A 25,423-nucleotide genomic window follows, 5' to 3' on the forward strand; every position below is an offset into this window, starting at 1 on the left:
TGATGGCAGACATGAATTTATGGGAACAATTACTTTATTATTTCTCAGAAAATGGCCTTTACATTTGGAGTCAATTTTTTCGTCACTTCTTAATTTCAATTTATGGGGTGTTATTTGCAGCGATTGTAGGAATCCCTCTCGGTTTCTGGATTTCTAGGCATGGAAAGTTAGCTGATTGGGTTATAGGAGCCGCTAATGTGATCCAAACAATTCCTTCTTTAGCCATGTTGTCTATTCTAATGTTAGGATTGGGGTTAGGTGTTAATACCGTTATCTCTACAGTATTCTTATACTCTTTATTGCCGATTATTAAAAATACTTACGCTGGAGTTCAAAGCGTAGACAAAAATATTTTAGATTCTGGTAAAGGAATGGGTATGACAAGATGGCAACTAACTTATATGGTTGAACTTCCATTAGCTTTATCAATTATTATGGCAGGGATTCGTAATGCTATGGTTGTAGGTATTGGAGTAACCGCAATAGGAACCTTTATAGGAGCCGGTGGTTTAGGCGATATCATTACTAGGGGAGTCAATGTAACTGATGGTGGTGCTATTATTCTTGCAGGTGCTATTCCTACAGCTTTCATGGCAGTTATCAGTGATTTACTGTTAGGTTGGATTGAGAAAAAATTAGATCCAACAAAAAACAAAAAAATATTATCGTAATAATCAAAACGTATAAAATCAGTTCAATATAAAAAAGCTTTCCATTTGAGCGCATTAGATAGTTGCATATCTAATCGTCATTTGGAGAGCTTTTTAGTATTGTTCAATAACTAAAAGAAGTAAGTACCGATTAGTTTAAGGTAAACGAATATGTCTTATGTCACTTGGGTGGATAAGGTAAGTCATATGAAGAAGAGTGTTTTCTAAGACGATTTGAGGTCTTTTAAAAGGCGTGTACCTAATAAAACCAGTAGCTTCGGTTATGTTAGATTGGTTTTTTTGTTGATTAATCTGTAAAATTATTTTCTTCTTTTTAGTAAAAGCTTGATTTAAGAAAAGAATAATTTGTGCTTCAGGCATTTGAGGCAAAAATTCTAATTCATTAGTTGAATTAGGTAAAAAAAATTTTTTTTGTAAAAAGGCAAAGGGATGAACAGATTCTTCTAAAGTATTTTTTTTCATCTTTATTCCTCCGAACGTTTGTTTGATAATTTTATTATACGAACAAACGTTCAACAAAGCAAGCTGTTTAATTATTTTTTAAAAAGTTTCTATTTTTATGAAAAAATGGCATAATGAAATAAGTATATATAGAGTTCTGAAAAAGGGGTTTGAACAATGGATTATAAAATTATTGCAGATTCATGCTGCGATTTGCCATTAGATTTTATAAAAAATAATGACATTGAAATTATCAATTTAATGATCAATATGGATGGGAAAGATTATTTAGATGATATGGGGGAAACTTTTGACCGTAACGCCTTCTTTGAAGCATTAAAAAATGGTGCAATGGCAACAAGTTCTCAAGTTAATATTGGCACATTTTTAGAAGTATTTAAAAAATATGTTGATAAAGGACAACCTGTTCTATTTCTAGGACTTTCGTCCGCATTAAGTGGATCTTACAATAATGCTGTAACAGCTGTAGAGATGTTGAAAGAAGAATATAACCAAGTGAATATAATAATTGTAGATTCTAAAGCTGCTTGTTTAGGAGAAGGTCTTTTAGTGTATGAAGCAGTACATCGAAAAAAAGAAGGTCAATCGTTAGAAGAAGTAGTGGATTGGCTAGAAGAATATAAAATGAAACTTCATTCATGGGTAACCGTTGATGATATCAGACATCTTGAACGTAGTGGGAGAATATCTTCAGTTTCTGCAACACTTGGAAGTGTTTTAAATGTTAAGCCGATTATCATAATGAATGAAAAAGGTGGTTTGGTACCCACTGCTAAAGTGCGAGGAAGAAGAAAATCATTGCATTATTTAATCAATAAAACAGTTGAAGGTATGATAGAACCGGAAAATCAAACCGTTTTTATTGGACATGTTGGTGTTCCCGAAGAAGCTGAATGGATCAAACAAGAAATTGAATCGAAAATCAAGGTAAAAGATGTACAAGTATACCCTTATGGACCTACCATCGCTGCTCACACAGGATTTGGATCAGTGGCGTTATTTTCTTTTGGTAATGTAAGAAAATAAGCACTATTTATATTTGAAGAAGTCTTAATAAGAAAAGATAAAATGCCGATATACTAGTAAGAATACCTATTACTTTTTTTGTTCATCTGAGTATTTTTTTGTTAGATCTCTTCATATAATAATAATAAATTTAGAATCAACGGTAAAAAAAATATATCGAAAAGCGCTTTAAAACGTTGATTATCAAGAGTTTATGATTGACAATGAGAGAGAAAGATGTTAAAATATACTTAGTTAAATAAAAAAAGGTTGGGCATTTGCTTTCAAGGATGAATTCTTCAAGGGGTGAGAAGAATAGTTCTTAAGTGATGCCTTTTTTTGTATTTTAAGGAGGTGTATGAATGAGCTTAGAAGCAATTGAATACGTTAAAGAAGCAGAAGAAAGAGCCCGACAAGTAGAAATTAATGGAGAAAAAAAAGTACAAGAAATTAGTCAGTCCATTAAACAAAGTATTCAACAAAATGATCACAAAATGCAACAAGAACTACATGATTATGAAACTAAACAACAAGATCTGTATCGTGATCGTTTAGCAAAAGAAAAGCAAACAGTTGATCAAGAATTATCTATTGAAATAAAAGCAATGCTTAAATCAGTAGAAGATAAGCAAAACAGTGTTGTTGATCATATTGTAAAGGAGGTAAGCACTCACTATGGCAATAGCTAAAATGAAACAAATGACACTTTTAGGTGAACAAGAAAATAAAGATTCTTTATTAAGAGCAGTTCAAGAATTGCAAAAACTTGAACTGGTTGAATTGTCTACTTTAGAAGAATCAGAATTTCTTGATTATTATTCAACAAATACAAAACCTCAGAAACGTGTTGAATATGAAGAAAAACTAAAAGAAAGTCAAGCTGCTTTAAGCTTTTTGAACCAACATATTTCTCAACCAGGTATGATTGAAAAGCTGAAAAAGGGTCGTGAAGAGTATACTCTCGAAGAACTTGAAAAGCATGTTCTTCATTCCGATTTAGACCAAGTAATCGTTGAACTAGGTGACATTGAAAAAAGGCTAGTTGAACTTGATCAGAGTAAAAAAAATCTCGGAGAAAAAGAAGACTTTCTTCGGAAATGGCAGAATATGGATTTCAATCCTAATGATTTGAAATCATTTCAATTGATGTCTGGAACAGTTGGAAGTATAGCTTCTAACAATGTAGAAAGTTTCGAAGAAAATGTTGAATCGATAGAAAATAGCTATTTAGAAAAAATATTTCATTACAAAGACGAAGCTTCTTATCTGATTTTGATTCCATCAAAATTGAACTCTCGATTGGACGAAGTTTTTGATCAATTCCAATTATCAAAATTGGTTTATCCATATGATCTGAAACCCACCGATGAGTTGAAGATAACGCTTAAAGAAATTGAAGATCTGCAAAAAGAAGAAAATAAATTAAAAAATACAATAAAGACATTCAAAGAAAAAACAAGAGAATTACAATTAGGTGAGGAATATTACTACAATCTAGTTGAAAGAGAAGTTGGAAAAGATCTTTTATTAAATGGTAGTGATCTTTTTATTTTAACTGGTTGGCTTGAAGAAGAAAAAATTCCGGAATTAACGAGTCTGTTAGATGAACATGTTGGAAAAGAAAGTTATGTCGTTATTGCAGATGAGATTAAATTTAAGGATTACGGTAAAGTTCCAGTTGTTTTAAAGAACCATAAACTGGTTAAACCTTTTGAAAGCATTACAGAAATGTATAGTATGCCTAAGTACGATGATGTAGATCCTACGCCATTAATGATGCCTTTTTACTTTGTCTTTTTTGGAATGATGAGTGCGGATTTAGGGTATGGAGTGTTGCTTTGGTTAGCGACTTTGGTTGGATCTAAAGTGTTCAAGTTTGATAAGGGAATGAAAAATTTTATCCAACTCTTTCACTATTTATCTTATTCAGTCATCATTTGGGGAGTTATTTATGGAAGTTTCTTTGGGTACACCCTCCCATTCCAGTTGTTGTCAATTACGAATGATGTCATCACCATTTTAATTTTATCTGTAGTATTTGGATTTATCCAATTGATTTATGGATTGATTTTAAATGGGGGTATAAAATGGCGTAAACAGCAAAGGGCATCTAGTTATATTGATGGAACGGCTTGGGCTCTTATCTTAATAGGTATAGCTGTTGTAGTCATTAACATGACTTTTTGGAACAATGATCTTGTTCAAACCATTTCTATAGTTGTCATCATTGCTAACGTCATAGGAATTATTTTAGTGACTATGTTGGCTTCTGATAATAAAGCTTTAGGATTTGGATTAGGTCTTTACAATATTTATGGCGCAACAAATTATGTTGGAGATATAGTCAGTTACACACGTTTAATGGCTTTAGGCGTTTCCGGTGGGAGTATCGCAGTTGCTTTTAATTCTATTGTAGATATTTTTCCACCAGTAATGAAATTTACGATTGGTGCGTTACTATTTATTGTGTTACATGCATTAAATATCTTCTTGACCTATTTAAGCGCGTATATCCATACAATAAGACTTCAATACGTTGAGTTTTTCGGTAAATTTTACGAAGGCGGAGGAAAAGCCTTAAATCCTTTTAAAACTTTTGAAAAACATATTTATTTAAAAGATAGAACAAACAAATAAAAAAATGATAGTAATGGAGGAATTTTATAATGGAAAATTGGGTAACTTTTTTTAGTGAAAACGGTGGAATAGTATTTGCAGCTTTAGGTGTTGCTTTTGCTACATTATTTGCAGGAACAGGTTCAGCTAAAGGTGTTGGTATCGCTGGTGAAGCAGCAGCAGCTTTAACAACTGAACAACCAGAAAAATTCGGACAATCTTTAATCTTAATGCTATTACCAGGTACGCAAGGGTTATATGGTTTTGTTATTGCCTTCTTAATCTATTTGAATACAGGTATGGATACGAGTTTAGGTGAAGGTATGTACATGTTTATGGCTTCATTGCCAATTGCTTTCACTGGATTAACTTCTGGTATAGCTCAAGGACGTGTTGCTGCTGCAGGTATTCAAATCTTAGCTAAAAGACCAGAGCATGCTACTAAAGGGATCGTATACGCAGCGATGGTTGAAACGTATGCAATTTTAGGTTTTGTTATTTCATTCTTAATGATATTTAACGCTTAATAAAAACTAGTCCATTTATAGTGAAAAAAGAAAGAATGGAGGCGTAAAAATGTCAGACTTAAAACTATTAACAGATCGTTTGATAGAAAACAAGAAAACTGAAGTACAAGATAAAATAAACGAAGCCGAAGCTGAGAAAGAACAATTGCTTGCGGAATCAGCTAAAAACTTAGCTGAAGAAAAGGCAAAACAAATCAGTTTAATTGACTCACGTTTGGCAAGAAAATTTGAACAAGATAAACATACGTTACAGATTAACAAGCGAAATCAATTGCTTTCTGAAAAACAAAAAGTATTAACAGTCGTTTTTAATGAGGCTGAAGAACAAATGAATCAATGGACAGAATTAGAATTCCAACAGTTTTTATTGTCTGTTTTAAAACAACATAAAGACAGTGACTCGATTGAATTGATTGTAGGGCAAGAGTCAGTCAATAAGGTAACAAACGACTGGATCGATAAAATAGCTAAAGAAGTAGTAAATGTTCAGTTATCTGCTGAAACTATTTCTAAAAAGAATGGATTTATTCTTAAAAAGAGCGGAATACAATACAATTATTTGTTTGATGAACTAGTCAAAGATATCAAGGGTCAACTTGTTTCATCAGTTTCAAAACAATTATTTGATTAAAAAGGAGAGGAAAAAATGAAATCAACAGACTTTGTTGGCGCAAATACACGCATTCGTGTATATGAAAGTAGTCTCCTTAGAAATGATCAATATGAACGGATGTTACAAGCAAGTAATTTTGAAGAAGCGGTAAACGTTTTAAAAGATACTCCTTATCGGAATGATGTTGAAGATTTAAAGGAGACTAAAAATTACGATACGCTATTGATGAATGAGTTGCAATCTGTCTATACTGATTTATTTCAATTAACTCCTAATCATGATTTAATTGAACTATTTTCATTGCGCTACTCTTATCATAATCTAAAAGTTTTGTTAAAAGAAAAGGGTACTAAAAAAGATTTTGATTCATTGCTTATAAATATTGGTAAGGATCCTATATCAGCATTGAGACAGGCAGTTGATACAAAAAAATCAAGTGATTTAGATGAAGATTATTTAATCAGTATATTAGAGGCATCTGAGTCATATGAAGAATATAAAAATAGTCAAGCCGTAGATATTATTCTGGATCGTCGGTTCTTCACTCATTTAAGACATATTGCTGAACAAATGAATGATACAAAAATTTTAGACTTAGTAACTTTTTATATTGATATGAATAATCTATCCACTTTAACAAGAGCTATTCGTCAAAAAAGAACGCGTAATTTTTTAACAACTATTCTATCTAGTTCTGGGACAATACCTAAAGATCAACTCGTTCAAATTGGGGCAGATAATTTAGTCAATGCTGGTAAAAAACTTGCAGAAACTAAATACAAAAACATTATACTAGCGTCAATTGATGATGAAACAAAAGAGTTATCACCAGAAAAAATAGACTTAGAAACAGATAATGCTTTTATCAATCGTATAAAAGATGCTAAACTTGAAGTTTTTGGCCCATTACCGATGATTGCTTATCTTTACGCTAAAGAGAATGAAGTGAAAAATTTAAGACTTATTCTAGTTGGTAAAGAAAATAATCTTCCAATTTCAGCTATCAGAGAAAGGATGCGAATGAACTATGGCTCATAAAATTGGTGTAGTAGGAGATAAAGATTCTATTTTACCATTTAAAATGTTAGGTTTTGACGTTTTTTTCGCATCTGAGGCTAAAGAAGCCAGAAAAACGATTGATCGATTAGCAACAGAAAATTATGGCATTATTTATTTAACGGAACCATTAGGTAAATTGATTCCGGATACCATAAAACGATACGATGAAGAGATTTCACCAGCTATTATATTGATTCCTAATCATATGGGATCATTAGATATCGGGAAAAATCGTATCCAAGAGAATGTTGAAAAAGCGGTTGGACAGAATATTTTATAGGAGGTTACAAGTTTGAAAACAGGGAAAATTGTTAGTGTTTCCGGCCCTTTAGTTACAGCTGAAGGGATGGAAGAAGCAAATATTCAAGATATTTGTAAAGTCGGAAAGTTGGGCTTAATAGGCGAAATTATTGAAATGCGTGGAAATATAGCTTCGATACAAGTATATGAAGAAACATCCATGATTGGACCCGGAGAACCAGTTGAAACGACAGGAGATGCATTATCTGTTGAATTAGCACCAGGAATGATTGCACAAATGTTTGATGGAATACAACGTCCATTAGATAAATTTATGGAGAAAACAGAAAGTAACTTCTTGGTTAGAGGAGTAAATATCAAAGCTTTAGATCGTGAAAAAAAATGGGAATTCACACCAGCTGTTGAAGTTGGACAAAGAGTTTCTACAGGAGATATTGTTGGTTCTGTTCCGGAAACGAAAGTTATCTCTCATAAAATTATGGTTCCACATGGTGTAGAGGGAACAATAAAAACAATCGAACAAGGTCAATTTGATATCAATGAGACTATTTATAGTATCGAAACGGCTGATGGTGTAAAAGAATTTACGATGATGCAAAAATGGCCTGTTCGACATGGTCGTCCAACAGCTAAAAAATTAAACCCAGTTGAACCAATGGTAACAGGGCAACGAGTTATTGATACATTGTTCCCAGTTGCTAAAGGTGGATCAGCAGCTGTACCAGGTCCCTTTGGGGCAGGTAAAACAGTTGTTCAACACCAAATTGCAAAATGGGCAGACGTTGATTTAGTTGTATACGTAGGTTGTGGTGAACGTGGAAATGAAATGACGGACGTAATCAATGAATTCCCTGAACTGATTGATCCAAACACTGGTGAATCGATTATGGAAAGAACGATTTTGATTGCTAATACATCAAATATGCCGGTTGCTGCACGTGAAGCGTCAATTTATACGGGTATCACGATTGCGGAATATTTCCGTGATATGGGTTACAGTGTAGCTATCATGGCGGATTCTACTTCACGTTGGGCTGAAGCTTTGCGTGAAATGTCTGGTCGTTTAGAAGAAATGCCCGGAGATGAAGGTTACCCAGCTTATTTAGGTAGTCGTATCGCGGAATACTACGAACGCGCAGGTAAAGTAATCACTTTAGGGTCTGAAGGCAGAGAAGGTAGTATAACAGCTATTGGAGCAGTATCCCCTCCTGGAGGAGACACATCTGAGCCGGTAACTCAAAATACATTACGTGTAGTTAAGGTCTTTTGGAGTTTGGACAACTTATTAGCTCAAAAACGTCATTTCCCATCAATTGATTGGTTGACTTCTTATTCGCTGTACTCAAATGAGCTAAATGCGTATGTCGGAAAGATTTTAGATAAAGATTGGGCAGGAATGGTTACAAGAACAAAGGCTTTATTACAAGATGAATCCGAGTTAGAAGAAATCGTGCGTCTAGTCGGAGTTGATTCTTTATCAGAAAAAGACCGCTTAAAATTAGAAACAGCTAAAATGATTCGTGAAGATTTTCTGCAACAAAATGCTTTTGATGATGTAGATACATACACATCAAGAGAAAAACAATACGAAATGCTAGCTACTATTCTAAGCTTTGAGGATGAATCAAGAGCTGGAATGGAACTTGGTGCATACTTTGCTGAAATTATGAAGGGTACTGTAGCAGCTCGTGAACAAATTGCTAAGTCTAAATATTTTCCGGAAGAACAAATTAGCAAATTTGGAGAATTAAGAACTGATATCAAAACAGCGATTCATGATGTTGTTTCAAAAGGAGGTATGGAATAGATGCTTAAAGAATATCGTACGATAAATGAAGTTGTTGGACCCTTAATGGCCGTTGAAGGCGTAGAAGGTGTTAAATTCGATGAGTTAGTTGAAATTCAGATGCAAAACGGTGAAAAGAGACGTGGACAAGTTCTTGAAATTGATGGCGATAAAGCTATGGTTCAAATTTTCGAAGGGTCAAGCGGAATTAATCTGCAAGACACAAAGGTGCGTTTCTTAGGAAGACCATTATCTTTAGATGTTTCAGAAGATATGGTTGGACGAGTATTTGATGGGATGGGACGTGTTAACGATAACGGTCCTGATTTGATTCCTGAAAAAACATTAGACATCAATGGTGAAGCAATCAATCCAATGGCACGTGACTATCCCGATGAATTTATTCAAACGGGTATCTCTTCTATTGATCATTTGAATACACTGGTTCGTGGACAAAAATTGCCTGTATTTTCAGGTTCTGGTCTACCGCACAAAGAATTAGCTGCGCAAATTGCTAGACAAGCAACTGTTAAAAATTCAGATGAGAAGTTTGCTGTTGTCTTTGCAGCAATCGGAATTACTTTTGAAGAAGCTGAGTTTTTTATGGAAGATTTCCGGAAAACTGGAGCAATTGACCGTTCTGTCATGTTTATCAACTTAGCAGATGATCCAGCTATTGAACGTATTGCAACACCAAAAATGGCTCTAACTGCAGCTGAATATTTGGCATATGAAAAAGACATGCATGTATTGGTTATCATGACCGATATGACAAACTACTGTGAAGCATTACGAGAAATCTCAGCTGCCAGACGCGAAGTTCCAGGTCGTCGTGGATATCCTGGTTATCTTTATACAAACTTGGCTACCTTATATGAACGCGCTGGTCGTTTAGTAGGTGGAAAAGGGTCTGTAACACAAATTCCTATCCTAACGATGCCGGAAGATGATAAAACTCACCCTATTCCGGATTTAACAGGTTATATCACGGAAGGACAATTGATTTTATCACGTGATCTTTACAATAGTGGTGTTCAACCTCCTATTGATGTATTGCCATCTTTATCTCGTCTAAAGGACAAAGGAACTGGAGAAGGTAAAACAAGAAAAGATCATGCGGCAACAATGAACCAACTGTTTGCTGCTTATGCTCAAGGAAAACAAGCTAAAGAGTTAGCAGTTGTTTTAGGGGATTCTGCATTATCAGCAGAGGATAAAATGTTTGCAGAATTTGCAAATCGTTTTGAAAAAGAATATGTAAACCAAGGAAACTACACAAATCGTACAATTGAGGAAACATTGGATCTAGGATGGGAATTGTTATCTATTCTACCAAGAACTGAATTGAAACGTATTAAAGACGATATGTTAGACGAATACCTGCCGAAAGGGGAGTAAGTCTAAATGGTGAAATTAAATGTAAATCCGACAAGGATGGAATTAGCGTCACTAAAAGGAAAATTAAGTACAGCAAACCGTGGACATAAATTATTAAAAGATAAGCAAGATGAACTTATGAGACAATTTATCCTGCTTATCCGTAAAAATAATGAATTGCGTGCTGAAGTTGAAACAAAATTAACAAAAGCTATGCAGTCTTTTGTTATGGCAAAAGCTTTATTGAACGAAAAATTTATTGAAGAATTAGTGGCTATTCCACCTCGCAGTGTAAGTCTTGACTTGTATGAGAAAAACATTATGAGTGTTAAAGTTCCAGTAATGAATTTCAATTATGACGATGATGACGATTCTAATGAATTGATTTATGGTTATCTTAACTCTAATAGTGAGTTGGATACGTCAATTGAACAAATGGCTGATGTTATGACACAACTGCTAGAGTTATCTGAAATAGAAAAAACTTGTCAGTTGATGGCAAATGAAATAGAAAAAACACGTCGTCGAGTAAATGCTCTTGAATACATGACGATTCCTCGTTACGAAGAAACCATCTATTTTATTCAAATGAAATTAGATGAAAGTGAACGAGCAGCAATTACGCGCTTGATGAAAGTTAAAGACATGGGTTAAGAGAGCAAACGTTAGATCAAGGATACTATCCTTGGTCTAACGTTTATTTTTTAGTCCCAAAAATAGATTGGTATACTCAAAAATTGGGAATGAGTACGAAAAAACCCCATTCTGCAAATAAAAAGCTATAAGAAAATAGCATTTTATGCTAAACTGGAGAATAAGTTATCTTTAACAGATAAAATTTAGAAGTAGCTAAAGATTGTTGAGGTGTTTATAAATGGATCAAAAATTTTCTTTTGAGATTGTTGAAGAATTAGCCGTACTTTCTGAAAATGCTAAAGGATGGCGCAAAGAATTAAATTTAGTTTGTTGGAACGGAAATCCTCCTAAATTTGATATTCGTGAGTGGAGTCCTGACCACGATAAGATGGGAAAAGGTCTTACATTCACAAATGAAGAAATGGATACTCTTAAACAGTTTTTAACTACTTAAACAAGTTGGAATTTGTTAGATTTTGATAATAGGCAACGAATAGTTGAACATTTTGATGATAGGAAGGATTTTGACATGACTGAACGTGGACTTTTAATTGTTCTTTCTGGACCATCTGGGGTAGGAAAAGGGACAGTAAGACAGGCAATATTTGAGAGCGGCGATAATGATTTTGATTATTCAATTTCAATGACAACTCGAAAGCAAAGAGCAGGAGAACGAGATGGAATAGATTACTTTTTCAGAACAAAAAAAGAATTTGAAGCTTTGATTGAAAGTGGAGGATTATTGGAATATGCTGAATATGTAGGAAACTATTATGGAACTCCTCTTGAATATGTTGAAAAAACGCTACAGAGCGGTAAAGACGTATTTTTAGAAATTGAAGTTCAAGGAGCTCTTCAAGTTCGCGAAAAAATGCCTGAAGGAATATTTATTTTTTTAACACCGCCAGATTTAAAAGAATTAAAATCACGTATTATTGGTCGTGGAACAGATGAAATGGCTATAATCGAGCAGCGCATGACGAAAGCAATTGAAGAAATTGATTTAATGCGTTATTATGATTATGCGGTTGAAAACGATAAAGTTGAAAATGCTGTTAGAAAAATCAAACAAATCATTGAAAGTGAACACTTAAAAGTTTCACGCGTTATACAGCGTTATAAAAAGATGATCGAGGAGTTGTAAAAATTATGATGTTAGAACCATCTATTGATAGCTTATTAGAAAAAATTGAATCTAAATATTCTTTAGTTACATTAGCAAGCAAACGTGCACACGAACTGGATGAAGGTTCAATGCCGATGTTAGAAAACTATCGTTCACATAAAAATGTTGGACGCGCATTAGAAGAAATTAATAATGGCGATTTAGTGATTGATCCAGTAACAGTTGGCCCAGAAGAATAAGACACACAACAAAAAGTGCTTCAAAGTAATGATTTTCTTACTTTGAAGCACTTTTATTTTGAAATAATCCAAACCAGAATGCGTTAATACTAAGAATTGGCTGATAGTTAAGACAAATGCTTTTATTTCTAGTAAAATAGGAAAGAGAAGCAACATTACTTTCAAGGTTTTGTCAGGAGGAATGCCAGTTGTTAAAAGGAAAAAAAGTTGTTGTATATATTACCGGGGGTATTGCGGTTTATAAGGCTTGTGATTTGGTGAGACGTTTAATAAAAGCAGGAGCTATTGTTAAAGTAGCAATGACAGAATCTGCAACAGAATTTGTTACCCCTTTAACGTTTCAAATTTTGAGCAAGCACCATGTATATACAGATACATTTGATGAGCGTGAGGGTGACAAAGTCAGTCATATTCATTTGGCGGACTGGTCAGATTTAGCCGTAATTGCTCCGGCAACAGCTAATACGTTAGCGAAAATAGCACATGGCATTGGAGACAACTTTGTGACTACTGCATTATTGGCTACCACAGCACCTGTTTTTATTGTACCTGCTATGAATGAGCATATGCTTGAAAATGCAGCAACGATAAGAAATTTTCAATTGTTAGAAAACGATGGACATTTTATCATGGAACCAGACACAGGTTTTCTAGCTGAAGGATACGAGGGAAAAGGGCGTTTTCCTGAACCAGAAAAGATTATTGAAACCATTCAAGATTTTTTAATTAAAAAAGAAGCTCATTTACCGTTGAAAAATAAAAAAGTTGTGATAACAGCTGGTGGAACTAAAGAGAGAATCGACCCTGTTCGATATATTACAAATGATTCTTCAGGTAAAATGGGATACAGTTTAGCTCGTGCTGCTCGTGATCTAGGAGCAGAAGTTTTTTTGATCTCTACTTCCAAGACACTAAAGGCACCTTATGGGGTAGAGATAGTGTCTGTTGAGACTGCTGAACAAATGCATCAAGCGATAAATGCTGAATTTAAAGAGGCAGCAATCGTTATTATGGCGGCAGCAGTGTCTGACTACCGTCCAGATCATGTTGCGAATAAAAAAATCAAGAAAAGTGAACAAGAAATGACACTGACATTGGTCAAAAATACAGACATACTAGCTACTTTAGGGAGTCAGAAAAATGACCAATTTTTAATTGGGTTTGCTGCTGAAACGCACAATATTGAAGAGTATGCTCAAGGTAAATTAAAAAAGAAAAATGCAGATATGATCGTAGCCAATGATGTGTCTAAACCCTATGCAGGATTTAATAAAGACACAAATGAAGTAACTATTTTTATGACAGATGAACAGCCAATAGAATTAAAAGTAAATAGTAAGCAAGCCATAGCAGAAGAAATTTTAGGTGTTGCTCTTACTAAAATGAAAAAATAAAGGTGTGAGAATGAGTGGTATCAATTGCTAAAGTAATTGTAGATGTTCCAACAATGCAGACAAACAAGCCTTATGATTATCGTATTCCTTCTGAATTCAAACAAGATATTGTTCAAGGAATGCGTGTGGCTGTTCCATTTGGCCAAGGAACTAGGCAAGTCCAAGGCTTTGTTGTGGAGATTACTCACTCAACAGATTATGAAGGCGAGTTAAAACCTATTGTTGGTCTAATGGACTTAACAGCGGTTCTTGATGAAGAAATGCTGTTGTTGGGTAAAGAAATGGCACGCAAAACTTATGCTTTTCAAATAACGTGTTACCAAACGATGTTGCCAGCTATATTGAAAGCGAAATATGAAAAAAAAATCCGACTAACTGATGAAATTTCTGAAGACTTATTTTTCGAGTTATTCAAAGGGAAAAATGAAATTAAATGGGAAGAAGCTGAAGATAGAGGCATCTTGCCGCAGTTGATTGAATTGAAGAAAAAAGATGCTGTTGAAGTAATGTATGAAGTTAAAAATCAAGCGAAGACAAAGAAAAAGAGAATGGTCCAAGCAAGTTTATCTTTTGAACAATTTGAAGATGAAAAACAGACTTTAGGCAAACGCGGTCCAAAACAACGCCTTCTTCTTGATGTATTGCAATCATTCAATGAGCAAACAATAAGTGTGAATGAACTCACTAAAAATACGGAACTCACAGCATCGGATATTCGAACAGGTGAAAAAAAAGGCTGGTTAACAATTGAAGAAGTTGAAGTTTACCGTAATCCGTTTAAAGATAAGACATTTAAACAAACCATATCGTTTCAACTGAATGAAGGACAACAAAATGCTATTCAACCTATTTTGAAAGCTGTAACAGAAGAAAGAACGGAAATTTTCTTGCTGAAAGGGGTAACTGGAAGTGGGAAAACAGAAATTTATTTGCAGACTATTGCTCAGACACTTCAAAATAATAAAAGTGCTTTGATGCTTGTACCTGAAATAGTATTGACTCCACAAATGGTGAATCATTTTAAAGGTCGTTTTGGAGAAGAAGTAGCTGTTTTGCACAGTGGTTTGTCTGTTGGCGAAAAATACGACGAATGGCGAAAAATTGAACGTGGCGAAGCTCGAGTTGTAGTAGGTGCTCGATCATCTATTTTTGCACCGGTTAAAAATATCGGAGTGATTATTATTGATGAAGAGCACGAAGCTACCTATAAACAAGATGAAAACCCTAGGTATCATGCTAGGGATGTAGCGATTTGGAGAGCAAATTACCATAACTGTCCTGTTATTTTAGGAAGTGCTACTCCTTCATTAGAGTCGAGAGCCAGAGCGCAAAAAAACGTTTATACATTGTTGGAATTGCCAACACGAGTCAATCAAAAAGACTTACCTGATGTTGAAGTTGTCGATATGAGAGAAGAATTAAAAAACGCTAATCGCAGTAGTTTCTCAATTCTTTTACAAGAAAAGATACGAGATCGAATAGCAAAAAAAGAACAAATCGTGTTGTTATTGAATAGACGTGGCTATTCTTCTTTTGTGATGTGTCGAGACTGCGGATTTGTCTTGCCTTGTCCGAATTGCGATATCTCTTTAACCTTGCACATGGATACAAAAACAATGAAATGCCATTATTGTGGTCATGAAGAAAACATTCCACATACTTGTCCAAGTTGCAGAGGAAGTAAGATACGCTACTATGGTACTGGAACGCAAAAGATTGAAGAAGAACTAAGAGACGTCTTGCCTGAAGCAAAAGTTATCCGTATGGATGTGGATACGACGCGTAAAAAAGGGGCGCATGAAAAGTTATTAGCTTCTTTTGGAAATGGCGAAGCGGACATTTTATTGGGTACACAGATGATTGCAAAAGGGTTAGATTTTCCCAATATTACTTTGGTGGGCGTTTTAAATGCAGACACCGGACTAGGCTTACCTGATTTTAGAGCGAGTGAGCGGACGTTCCAATTGCTAACACAAGTTAGCGGACGTGCTGGAAGAGCTGAACTAACGGGTGAAGTAATCGTTCAAACATTTAATCCTGAGCATTATGCGATTCAGCTAGCTAAAGAACATGATTATGATACGTTCTATAAACAAGAAATGTTGTTACGACATCGTGGAAATTACCCGCCTTATTTCTATACAATTTTGATCACAACTATTCATGAAGAAGAACTAAAAGCTGCGAAGAAAATGCAACAAATCGTTCAACACATTAAACCACAGTTGCAACCAGAGACCATTATGTTAGGGCCCACGCCAAAAGCAGTTGCTCGTATGAATAATCGCTATTATTACCAAACGATTATTAAATACAAAAGCGAACCGCATTTAAAGGAAGTTTTGCAAACGATCTTAGTAGAATCTCAAAGAGAAATGGCTAAAGGGTTACAAATTGCTATTGACTCGGAGCCGATGAATTTTATCTAACACAGAAGCTTTATAGTATTAAATAGTTTAAAAGAAAGAGGGTCAATCATGTCCGTACTACCAATATTAACTTACCCAAATTCACTACTGACTACTCCAACAAAAGAAGTAGAGGAAATCACAGATGAGATTATCCAATTATTAGAAGATATGCATGATACCATGATAGCAAATGATGGTATTGGCATTGCAGCTCCACAAGTAAACAGCAACCTTAGACTAGCTTTAGTAGAAATTGACGAAGAATCAGGATTATTTGAAATGATCAATCCAAAAATCGTGCAATCATCTGGTGAAACGATTGATGTAGAAGGTTGTCTGAGTTTTCCAGAAGTATACGGGACAATAAAAAGAGCCGATACTATCTTGTTAAGATTTTATGACCGTAATGGTGATGAATTTGAAGTGGAAGCTGATGACTATCTTGCAAGAGCATTCCAGCATGAATTGGAACACTTAGATGGAAAGTTATTTACAGATAAGATTATTCAAAAAATTAAACCGGAAGATTTAGAAAGTTATATGGAGGCGAATCTAGAATGATAAAAATCGTATTTATGGGAACTCCTGCATTTTCTGTTCCTATTTTAGAAGCATTGATTGATTCAGAGTATGAAGTGATTGCAGTGGTCACTCAACCAGATAGACCGGTAGGGAGAAAGAAAACCTTGACGTCTTCACCTGTTAAGGCAGCTGCTGTTCAACACGGTTTGCCCGTTTTTCAACCAGAAAAAATTTCAGGTTCTCCTGAAATGGAGGAACTGATCGCACTTGATCCAGACCTGATCATTACTGCAGCGTTTGGTCAATTCCTACCACAAAAATTATTATCTGTTCCAAAATATGGAGCGATTAATGTGCATGCTTCTTTGTTGCCTAAGTATCGTGGTGGCGCTCCAGTCCACTATGCTCTTATGAAAGGCGAAAAAGAGACAGGTGTTTCTATTATGTATATGGAGAAAAAAATGGATGCAGGAGACATACTCTCACAAAAATCGTTAGACATCACCCGTAACGACGATGTTGGAACGTTGTTTGATCGTTTAAGTGCCTTAGGTAAAGACTTATTAATGGACACGTTGCCTAAGTTATTGGCTGGAGATATCACACCAGTAAAGCAAAATGAAGAGGAAGTTACTTATTCGCCAAACATTAAACGCGAAGAAGAATTGGTGGATTGGACTAAAACAGCAGCTGAAGTCGATTATCAAGTTCGTGGCATGCGCCCTTGGCCAGTAGCGTATACTTTATTAGAAGAAAACAGACTGAAGCTATGGGATGTGACACCTACTGAAGAAAAAACAACAGCTGTTCCCGGAACCATTATACGGATTGAAAAAGAAGCGATCTATATAGCTTGTGGGAATCAGACAGTTGTAAAAATAAATGAAGTTCAACCAGCTGGGAAAAGTAAAATGACTGTCATGGCTTTTTTAAGTGGAGTGGGCAGCCAACTAAAAGTTGGAGAAAAGGTAGGGTCAAATGGAAACTAATCAAACACCTGAAAAAAGAAATGTTAAGAAAACAAGTCGTTATTTAGCGATGTCGATTTTGGAACGAACAGATAAAACGGGTTCTTATTCGAATTTGTTAATCAACGAAGCCATTCAAAAAAATAAATTAAGTGCAGCTGATGCGCGCTTATTAACAGAATTGGTATATGGTGTTCTGCAGCGTAAATTGACATTGGATTTTTACTTGTTCCCATTTTTAAATGAAGATAAAAAAATTGATATATGGGTACGAAATCTACTAAGATTGTCCATTTATCAAATGATTTATTTAGATAAAATCCCGGTTCATGCCATTTTATTTGAAGCCGTTGAAGTAGCTAAGAAAAAAGGTCACGTTGGGATCAGTAAATTTATAAATGGAGTTCTAAGAAATGCTGACCGCAATGGATTTCCTAGTCTAGAGAAAATCGCAGATCCAATTGAACGTTTAAGCATTGAGTTAAGCATGCCGAGATGGCTAGTAGAAAAATTCATTGCAGATATTGGGTTAGAAGAAACAAAAAAATTAGGTGAGTCGTTACTCCGTCCGAGTCATTCAAGCGCACGAGTAAATAAGAAATTTTTGACAGTTGAAGAAGCATTAGAAGCTATGGAAGAAGAAGGATTTGATGTTCGTGAAAGTGTTATTTCTCCAGTTGGTATCGTCAGTGATGGTGGGCACTTCGCGTCTTCACCGTTGTTTCAATCTGGACAATTAACGATTCAAGATGAATCTTCTCAATTAGTTGCACCAGCTTTACAACTTGAGGCACATCATCAAGTACTGGATGCTTGTGCTGCTCCAGGTGGTAAAACAACCCATATTGCTTCTTACTTATCTGCTGAAGAAGGCGGAAAAGTAACAGCACTTGATCTTCATGAACACAAAGTGGCTTTGATTACAGAAAATGCTAAAAGAATGCATGTAGAAGATGTAGTAACAGCAATGAAACTAGATGCCAGAAATGTGGATCAAGAGTTCTCAGACGAGCAATTTGACCGCATACTAGTAGATGCGCCTTGTTCTGGTTTAGGATTAATGAGACGTAAGCCTGATATCAAGTACACTAAAAAAGAAAAAGATTTGTTGAATCTTCAAAAAATACAGCTTGGTATTCTAGAACAAGTAGCTCCAAAACTAAAAGTAGGTGGACTTTTAGTTTACAGTACGTGTACAATAGCAAATGAGGAAAATATAGAAACGGTTGAGAAATTTTTAGCGGCACATGCTGATTTTGAAAAAGTTTCTGTTAAAACTGAAGAATCACTATCAGGTTGTCTGAAAGATGGCTTTCTTCAAATTTATCCGCATGATTTTGGAACAGACGGCTTTTTTATTAGCTGCCTAAGAAAAACACAGAAATAAATTTAGTTAAAATCAACTAATAAAAAAACAACTAAAACTTGAGAATGGAAGAACAAATCTTTGGATCTGAATTTTTCGACATAGACCTGCTCACTATTATTTCAGGATAGAGAGGGGCATAACTAAAAAATGTTAGTCGAGTACCAAGGTCCAAGTTTGATACTTTCTCCCATTTTCTTTTGTGTTGTCTTTTTATACGTGATGAGCGATTAAATTTCTGTATCATTTCACTAAGGCTTGTTTATTCAAGCCTTAGTGAAATGATACAGAGCGTTGATGATCACTTATAAGTGATGACATGACTTATTGAAAGGTATGAGGTGAAACAATGGAAGTTGTATTTCGCAGTGATACCGGCAAGAAGAGGAAAAACAATCAAGATTTCGCCGGTTTTTTTATAAATAAACACAATATTACGTTGGCAATTTTGTGTGATGGTATGGGTGGACATCGAGGTGGGGATGTGGCTAGTGAAATGGCCGTTTCTCATTTAGGGCATTCCTGGGAAGAGTCAGATGTGCACAATGCTGAGCAGATTACTCAATGGATGTTAACACGCATCAGTCGTGAAAATAAACGTATTCTTGAAAAATCACGTAAGTTTTCTGATTTAGAAGGAATGGGAACAACACTTGTTGCAACAGCACTTGTAGAACAAGAATTTGTGATTGCGAATATTGGAGACAGCAGAGGGTACCACTATACTGGAGGGCGTTTAAGCCAAGTGACAGAAGACCATTCATTAGTCAATGAACTAGTTAAAAGTGGAGAAATTTCTTTAGAAGATGCTGAAAACCATCCTAGAAAAAATGTATTGACTCGTTCTTTGGGCGTTACAAATGAGATAGATATTGATGTAACAATTTTACCAGCTTTACCTAACGACCAAATGTTGCTCTGTTCAGATGGATTAACAAATATGGTTGAAGATGAAGAGATAAAACAAGTTTTAAGTACCAAAAAACCATTAGATGAAAAAGTTGAAACGCTAGTTACTATGGCTAATGAGCATGGAGGCTATGACAATATAACCATTATATTAGTTCATACAAATGCAGAGGGGAGGGACAGCATTCATGGAAATAGGTAAAAAATTAAACGGACGTTACAAAATAATTGGTACGGTCGGCTCAGGCGGTATGGCAAATGTTTATCTTGCCAGAGACCTAATTTTGGAACGAGATGTGGCTGTTAAGGTCTTGCGTTTTGATTTCAGAGACGATCAAGATACTATTCGCCGCTTTAAACGAGAAGCACTAGCTGCGACCGAATTAATCCATCCTAATATTGTTAGTGTGTATGATGTTGGAGAAGAAGAAAATAATCAATACATTGTTATGGAATACATTAAAGGAATGGATTTGAAGCACTATATCCACAGCAACTTTCCTATTCCTTATCAAAAAGTTCTTGATATTATGAGACAAATTTTGGCAGCTGTAGCAGAAGCGCATAATAATCGAATCATTCATAGAGATCTAAAACCGCAAAATGTGTTAATCGATGAATCAGGTGTCGTAAAAATAACTGATTTTGGTATAGCAGTAGCGTTGTCACAAACATCGATCACCCAAACAAATTCTTTGTTAGGGTCGGTCCATTACCTTTCTCCAGAACAAGCAAGGGGAGGAATGGCAACCAATCAATCCGATATCTATTCATTAGGGATTATTTTATATGAATTGCTAACAGGAAATGTTCCATTTGAAGGCGAATCAGCTGTATCGATTGCGTTAAAACATTTTCAAGAATCTCTCCCTTCAGTGAAGGATTTTGATCATCGAATTCCGCAACCTTTAGAAAATGTTGTTCTTAAAGCAACAGCGAAGGAAACGATTGACAGATACCGTTCGGTGCAAGAAATGGATTCTGACTTAGCGACCTCGTTATCACCGCAAAGAATCAATGAACCAAAATTTGTTCCAGCGAGTTTAATGGAAAAAACAAAAGTATTGGAACCGATTGTTCCAGTAGCTCCTACTAGTTTGGTAGAAGGAAAAGCACCCGAAGAAGAAACGGCACAAAAAGTTAAGTCTAAAAATGAGACGGCAAAAGAGAAAAAACCTAAGAAGAAAAAGAGGAAAATTATTTGGCTGACACTATTATTGCTTTTACTGCTTGTTGCCGGTAGTGTGGTCGCATTTGCACTAACAGCCCCAAAAGATATTTCAGTGCCAGATGTAGTAGGTCTGTCGGAAGCTGAGGCTGAAGATGTACTTTCAGAAGCTAAATTACAAATCAACAAGACGATCGTAGAGACAAGTGAAGATGTTGAAGAGGGACTGGTTACAAGAACGGACCCCGAAACAGGTTCTAGCGTTAAAGAAGAGACCGATGTTAATCTCTACATCAGTTCTGGAAAAGAGACAGTTTCTTTTAAAGATTATACAGGTGAACCTTATGAAGAGGTCAAAGCAGAATTAATCGATCAAGGCTTCGATACTGAGCGAGTTGATGCCAGCAGTGATACTTACCCTGAAGGTACGATTATTGAACAAAGTGTAGCTGAAGATGAAGAAGTGGTACCAAGCGACACAACGGTGACATTGACTGTAAGTACTGGTGAAGCAATGATTGAAATGAAAGATTTGGCTGGATATTCTGAAAAAGGTGTACAAGACTATGCTAATGAAAATGGGTTGACGGTTACGATTAATGAAGAGTACTCTGAAGAAATTTCAGAAGGTCAAGTGATATCACAAGATCCTTCTGCAGGAGCATTGTTATCAAACGGCTCGTCATTCTCCGTTGTTATCTCATTAGGTACAGCACCGGAACAAAAATTTTCTGAAACGGTAACCATACCGTATGCTGAACCAGAAATAGAAGAACCTGATGAATCAAGTTCTGAAAGTGGTTCACAAGAATCAACACCCGTACCGAATGAAATTGTTATCTACATCCAAGACAAAGAACATTCTTTAGAAAATGAATTTCAAAAATTCACTATCACCGAAGATTTTGAAACAGTTATACCATTTGTTCTTCAAGAGGGCGAAGCAGGTACGTATCGAATTGAACGTGATGGAGAAGTGATAGAAGAAAATACCAATGTAACAACGGAATAAACAAATAAAAAAAGGCTTAAAAAAACTGTTTTTTTCAGTTTTATAGGCCTTTTTTTGCTATTCATAAAACCTATTAACTATGATTAAAATCTTGCTTTCTTGGGTTTCATTCAGTAGAGTATAAAAGAGAACACATTATAGGAGGGGTTTTATTGCCGGAAGGTCAAATCAGAAAAGCATTAAGTGGTTTTTATTATGTCTATTATCAAGGAGAAACCTATCAAACAAGAGGGAGAGGAAATTTTCGAAAAAGGGAATTAACGCCTTTGGTTGGTGACTATGTCTTATTTGAAAGTGGCAATTTAAAAGAAGGTGTTGTACAAGAACTGTTACCTAGAAAAAATGAATTGGTCCGTCCACCTGTGGCCAATGTGGACATCGGTATTGTAGTGATGTCAGCAATCGAACCTAACTTTTCAACAAACCTATTAGATCGTTTCTTGGTCACTTTAGAGAGTAAAGGAATCCAAGCGATCATCTACATAAGTAAAATTGATTTGTTAACAGATGAACTATTGCAACAATTAAAAGAAAAAGAGCGAGCTTATGAAAAAATTGGGTATCCTATTATCGTACCTGAACAAACTGACAACAAAAAATCTTTAGAGGAGTTAACCTCTTATTTCCCTAATAAATTGTCTGTTTTTATGGGTCAATCTGGTGCAGGGAAATCAACATTACTGAACAGTATTGCACCTGATTTAGAACTGAAAACAGCTGAAATTTCAAGTTCTCTTGGCAGAGGAAAGCATACGACTAGACACGTTGAATTATTGCCATTATACGGGGGATTAGTTGCGGATACTCCTGGTTTTAGTTCCATCGATTTTTTAGAACTCGAAGCAGAAGAACTCTCTGCATGCTTTCCTGACTTTGTTGAAGTGCAAGATGAATGTCGATTTAGAGGGTGCATGCATAAAAAAGAACCTGGGTGTCAAGTGAAAAAAGAAGTAGAATTAAATACAATACCAGCATACCGTTACCAACATTACTTGCAGTTTTTAGATGAAATTGAAAGTCGTAAACCAAGATACGACAATAAACATAAGAAATGAGGATAAGAAAATGAAATTAGCACCATCTATTTTAAGCGCAGACTTTGCAAACTTAGCAAGAGATATTCAGTTAGTTGAAGATGGAGGGGCAGATTATATTCATGTTGATGTAATGGATGGACATTTTGTTCCGAATATTACATTTGGTGCAGATACAGTAGCTGCTATTCGTCCGGTAACGAAATTACCGCTGGATTGTCATTTAATGGTAGAGCATCCTGAAAACTATGTTAAACAATTTGCTGCAGCAGGTGCAGATATTATTACCGTGCATCCTGAAAGCACACCCCATATTCATCGTGTCATCCAGTTGATAAAAGACCAAGGTGTTAAAGCAGGGATTGCTGTGAATCCAGGAACACCGATTGAAACAATGATGCATGTATTAGGAATAGTCGATTTAGTTTTAGTGATGACAGTTAATCCTGGTTATGGCGGACAAAGCTTTATTCCAGAAATGCTAAAGAAAATAGAAAAAGCAAAAGAAATAAAAGATAGAGAAGGCTATACTTATGAAATACAAGTTGATGGAGGAATAGCTGAACAAACCGCTAAACAATGTAAAGAAGCAGGAGCGACCGTTTTTGTTGCGGGTTCATATATTTATAGTGCAGAAGATCCATTGAATCAACTAAACTTATTAATAGACGCGGTAAGATAAGATGAGACACTTAGCAATTATGGTCGGTGGACCTTATGAGCGCGTTCCAGTAATAGAAAATAGTCAATCAAAAGAACTCGTTTGGATCGGTGTTGATAGAGGGGCCTTACGGTTATTAGAGCACGGAATTGTTCCTAAGATTGCCCTTGGAGATTTTGACTCAGTCACAAAGGAAGAACTGAAAATAATAAAAAATGAAGTTGCCGATGTTCGAGTTTACAAAGCGGAAAAAGATGAGACCGATACAGAGCTAGCAGTCCAAATAGCTTTTGATGAATTCAAACCGGAGAGTGTCTCTATTTACGGAGCGACTGGTGGAAGAATGGATCATTTATTAAACAATATCTTTATGATATTCCAGCCTAAGCTGCTCGATCATGCTGCTAAAATACGTCTAATAGATGTCCAAAATACCATCATATATTTTTTACCAGGTACACATACCCTATCAAAAGAGCAAGATAAAAAATACCTTGCATTTACTTGTCTATCTCCTGTAGAAAAATTATCGATACAAGACGCCAAATATCAATTAACTGATGCGGATTTTACTCATCCGATTTCGTTGGCAAGTAATGAATTTATTACAGATACCGTAAATTTTTCTTTTATATCTGGAATGATAGCCGTTATTCAAAGTAAAGATTAAAAAAGAATAAACAAAAAAGAACCTTTTCCATGATGCCGGGAAAGGTTCTTTTTTTTTGGTAAGATTATACGCGTGCAACTTTACCAGATTTAAGTGCTCGAGCAGATACCCAAACTTTTTTAGGTGATCCGTCAACCATGATACGAACTTTTTGTAAGTTAGCACCCCAAGTACGTTTTGTTTTGTTCATAGCGTGAGAGCGGTTATTTCCGCTTCTTGCTTTACGTCCTGTAATTACACATTCTTTAGCCATTAGTCTTTCCTCCTTTGCCGATATATCGAAGCAAAGCTTCAATCAATACTCATACTTCAATAATTTATCATAATTTAGTTGCCTTTGCAAGAACTTCTTTCAAGGAAATTTACTTGACAGTCTTTTATTGTTCCTTAGTATTATTTAAAAATGAGGAAACTTAGTTTTTCTTTTCTTATTAGGTCTGCTATGATAAAATGTAGAGTAGTAATTTATGGCTTGCTAGCCAAGAGGAGGATTTTTAACATGGCAGTTAAAATCAAAACACAATTTGGAACAATAGATATCTCAAATGAAGTTATTGCAACCGTTGTTGGTGGTGCCGCAACCGAAATTTTTGGAATCGTTGGTATGGCAAGTAAAAGCCAAATACGTGATAATTTAAATGACATACTAAAAAAAGAAAACTATTCACGTGGAGTAGTCGTTCGTCAAGAAGATGATGGTGTTGCAATAGATATTTACATTATTGTTAGTTACGGAATAAAAATTTCTGAAGTCAGCCGTAATGTGCAAGAAATCGTGAAGTACAATTTGGAAACAATGTTAGGTGTTACAGCTAACACTGTAAATATTTATGTTCAAGGTGTTCGCGTATTAACTGATTAAAAATGTGATTAGTCAAAGAAGAAATAGTTACTAATACTTATTAAAAAGTAACTAAGGAGGATATATGT

General features: G+C 35.3%; 27 protein-coding genes and 1 other annotated feature. Of the genes, 25 read left to right on the plus strand and 2 right to left on the minus strand.

The genetic code is table 11. The features are described from left to right. Positions 1-2: 2 nt before the first annotated feature. A complete protein-coding gene (locus ACKI3H_RS01055) occupies positions 3-671 on the plus strand; it encodes an ABC transporter permease (protein ID WP_350467082.1) in 669 nt (222 codons plus the stop codon). A 135-nt stretch (positions 672-806) separates the two neighbouring features. Here the strand turns inward: ACKI3H_RS01055 and ACKI3H_RS01060 are convergent, their stop codons facing one another. Beyond that, positions 807-1,133 carry a hypothetical protein gene (locus ACKI3H_RS01060; RefSeq protein WP_407370459.1) on the minus strand — a complete coding sequence of 109 codons (327 nt, stop codon included), beginning with the start codon at positions 1,131-1,133 and terminating at the stop codon, positions 807-809. Positions 1,134-1,289: 156 nt separating this feature from the next. Here ACKI3H_RS01060 and ACKI3H_RS01065 point away from each other — a divergent pair, with 156 nt between their 5' ends. The 23 genes from ACKI3H_RS01065 to ACKI3H_RS01175 all read left to right on the plus strand — a co-directional run bounded on the left by ACKI3H_RS01065 (position 1,290) and on the right by ACKI3H_RS01175 (position 24,493). Beyond that, on the plus strand, positions 1,290-2,159 hold the full coding sequence (locus ACKI3H_RS01065; RefSeq protein WP_407370460.1) for a DegV family protein: 870 nt from the start codon (positions 1,290-1,292) through the stop codon (positions 2,157-2,159). 247 nt (positions 2,160-2,406) lie between these two features. Further along, positions 2,407-2,454, plus strand: a sequence feature (sodium ion sensor (DUF1646 type); this cis-regulatory element may regulate processes involved in with the transportation of sodium ions). 46 nt (positions 2,455-2,500) lie between these two features. Then, positions 2,501-2,827 (plus strand): hypothetical protein, encoded by a 327-nt coding sequence (locus tag ACKI3H_RS01070; RefSeq protein ID WP_407370461.1) that lies wholly within the window; start codon positions 2,501-2,503, stop codon positions 2,825-2,827. Beyond that, positions 2,814-4,775, plus strand: a complete 1,962-nt coding sequence (locus tag ACKI3H_RS01075) for a V-type ATP synthase subunit I (RefSeq protein ID WP_407370462.1) — start codon at positions 2,814-2,816, stop codon at positions 4,773-4,775. The genes ACKI3H_RS01070 and ACKI3H_RS01075 overlap by 14 nt, the downstream gene beginning before the upstream one ends. 29 nt (positions 4,776-4,804) lie before the next feature. Beyond that, positions 4,805-5,281 (plus strand): V-type ATP synthase subunit K, encoded by a 477-nt coding sequence (locus ACKI3H_RS01080; RefSeq protein WP_407370463.1) that lies wholly within the window; start codon positions 4,805-4,807, stop codon positions 5,279-5,281. 49 nt (positions 5,282-5,330) lie between these two features. Further along, complete coding sequence (locus ACKI3H_RS01085; protein ID WP_407370464.1) at positions 5,331-5,912, plus strand: ATPase; 582 nt, start codon at positions 5,331-5,333, stop codon at positions 5,910-5,912. A 15-nt stretch (positions 5,913-5,927) separates the two neighbouring features. Next, positions 5,928-6,932 (plus strand): V-type ATP synthase subunit C, encoded by a 1,005-nt coding sequence (locus tag ACKI3H_RS01090; protein ID WP_407370465.1) that lies wholly within the window; start codon positions 5,928-5,930, stop codon positions 6,930-6,932. Beyond that, a complete protein-coding gene (locus tag ACKI3H_RS01095; RefSeq protein WP_013710600.1) occupies positions 6,922-7,233 on the plus strand; it encodes a V-type ATP synthase subunit F in 312 nt (103 codons plus the stop codon). Before ACKI3H_RS01090 ends, ACKI3H_RS01095 begins: the two co-directional genes overlap by 11 nt. A 12-nt stretch (positions 7,234-7,245) precedes the next feature. Then, positions 7,246-9,021, plus strand: a complete 1,776-nt coding sequence (locus tag ACKI3H_RS01100) for a V-type ATP synthase subunit A (RefSeq protein WP_407370466.1) — start codon at positions 7,246-7,248, stop codon at positions 9,019-9,021. Continuing rightward, positions 9,022-10,398, plus strand: a complete 1,377-nt coding sequence (locus ACKI3H_RS01105; RefSeq protein ID WP_407370467.1) for a V-type ATP synthase subunit B — start codon at positions 9,022-9,024, stop codon at positions 10,396-10,398. Between the two features lie 6 nt (positions 10,399-10,404). Then, positions 10,405-11,031, plus strand: coding sequence for a V-type ATP synthase subunit D (locus ACKI3H_RS01110; RefSeq protein ID WP_407370468.1), 627 nt, complete (start codon positions 10,405-10,407; stop codon positions 11,029-11,031). A 220-nt stretch (positions 11,032-11,251) separates the two neighbouring features. Further along, on the plus strand, positions 11,252-11,467 hold the full coding sequence (locus tag ACKI3H_RS01115; protein ID WP_013710604.1) for a YdbC family protein: 216 nt from the start codon (positions 11,252-11,254) through the stop codon (positions 11,465-11,467). A gap of 75 nt (positions 11,468-11,542) precedes the next feature. Continuing rightward, positions 11,543-12,157, plus strand: coding sequence for a guanylate kinase (gmk, locus tag ACKI3H_RS01120; protein ID WP_407370469.1), 615 nt, complete (start codon positions 11,543-11,545; stop codon positions 12,155-12,157). Positions 12,158-12,162: 5 nt separating this feature from the next. After that, positions 12,163-12,378 carry a DNA-directed RNA polymerase subunit omega gene (gene rpoZ / locus ACKI3H_RS01125; RefSeq protein WP_350450191.1) on the plus strand — a complete coding sequence of 72 codons (216 nt, stop codon included), beginning with the start codon at positions 12,163-12,165 and terminating at the stop codon, positions 12,376-12,378. Between the two features lie 188 nt (positions 12,379-12,566). After that, on the plus strand, positions 12,567-13,772 hold the full coding sequence (gene coaBC, locus ACKI3H_RS01130) for a bifunctional phosphopantothenoylcysteine decarboxylase/phosphopantothenate--cysteine ligase CoaBC (protein WP_407370470.1): 1,206 nt from the start codon (positions 12,567-12,569) through the stop codon (positions 13,770-13,772). A 14-nt stretch (positions 13,773-13,786) separates the two neighbouring features. Continuing rightward, a complete protein-coding gene (gene priA, locus ACKI3H_RS01135; RefSeq protein WP_407370471.1) occupies positions 13,787-16,201 on the plus strand; it encodes a primosomal protein N' in 2,415 nt (804 codons plus the stop codon). 48 nt (positions 16,202-16,249) lie between these two features. Beyond that, entirely contained in the window at positions 16,250-16,744 is a 495-nt protein-coding gene (gene def / locus ACKI3H_RS01140) for a peptide deformylase (protein ID WP_407370472.1), read from the plus strand. Continuing rightward, complete coding sequence (gene fmt, locus ACKI3H_RS01145; protein WP_407370473.1) at positions 16,741-17,694, plus strand: methionyl-tRNA formyltransferase; 954 nt, start codon at positions 16,741-16,743, stop codon at positions 17,692-17,694. The genes def and fmt overlap by 4 nt, the downstream gene beginning before the upstream one ends. Beyond that, positions 17,684-19,060: a 16S rRNA (cytosine(967)-C(5))-methyltransferase RsmB gene (gene rsmB, locus ACKI3H_RS01150; RefSeq protein ID WP_407370474.1), complete on the plus strand. Its 1,377-nt coding sequence runs from the start codon at positions 17,684-17,686 to the stop codon at positions 19,058-19,060. Before fmt ends, rsmB begins: the two co-directional genes overlap by 11 nt. A gap of 328 nt (positions 19,061-19,388) precedes the next feature. Then, positions 19,389-20,150 carry a Stp1/IreP family PP2C-type Ser/Thr phosphatase gene (locus ACKI3H_RS01155; RefSeq protein WP_407370475.1) on the plus strand — a complete coding sequence of 254 codons (762 nt, stop codon included), beginning with the start codon at positions 19,389-19,391 and terminating at the stop codon, positions 20,148-20,150. Further along, the gene (gene pknB, locus ACKI3H_RS01160) at positions 20,137-22,128 is read left to right on the plus strand and encodes a Stk1 family PASTA domain-containing Ser/Thr kinase (protein ID WP_407370476.1); all 1,992 of its coding nucleotides are present in this window, start codon (positions 20,137-20,139) and stop codon (positions 22,126-22,128) included. Before ACKI3H_RS01155 ends, pknB begins: the two co-directional genes overlap by 14 nt. A 152-nt stretch (positions 22,129-22,280) precedes the next feature. Further along, a complete protein-coding gene (gene rsgA, locus ACKI3H_RS01165; RefSeq protein WP_407370477.1) occupies positions 22,281-23,183 on the plus strand; it encodes a ribosome small subunit-dependent GTPase A in 903 nt (300 codons plus the stop codon). A gap of 10 nt (positions 23,184-23,193) precedes the next feature. Then, positions 23,194-23,844 carry a ribulose-phosphate 3-epimerase gene (rpe, locus tag ACKI3H_RS01170; RefSeq protein WP_407370478.1) on the plus strand — a complete coding sequence of 217 codons (651 nt, stop codon included), beginning with the start codon at positions 23,194-23,196 and terminating at the stop codon, positions 23,842-23,844. A gap of 1 nt (position 23,845) precedes the next feature. Next, entirely contained in the window at positions 23,846-24,493 is a 648-nt protein-coding gene (locus ACKI3H_RS01175; RefSeq protein ID WP_407370479.1) for a thiamine diphosphokinase, read from the plus strand. A gap of 64 nt (positions 24,494-24,557) precedes the next feature. Here the strand turns inward: ACKI3H_RS01175 and rpmB are convergent, their stop codons facing one another. Then, the gene (gene rpmB, locus ACKI3H_RS01180; protein ID WP_035022537.1) at positions 24,558-24,746 is read right to left on the minus strand and encodes a 50S ribosomal protein L28; all 189 of its coding nucleotides are present in this window, start codon (positions 24,744-24,746) and stop codon (positions 24,558-24,560) included. Between the two features lie 246 nt (positions 24,747-24,992). Between rpmB and ACKI3H_RS01185 the strand changes: the two genes are divergently transcribed. After that, a complete protein-coding gene (locus tag ACKI3H_RS01185) occupies positions 24,993-25,355 on the plus strand; it encodes an Asp23/Gls24 family envelope stress response protein (RefSeq protein ID WP_407370480.1) in 363 nt (120 codons plus the stop codon). The last annotated feature ends 68 nt before the right edge of the window (positions 25,356-25,423 follow it).

Source organism: Carnobacterium sp., assembly GCF_045617425.1.
Taxonomy (GTDB): Bacteria; Bacillota; Bacilli; order Lactobacillales; family Carnobacteriaceae; genus Carnobacterium_B.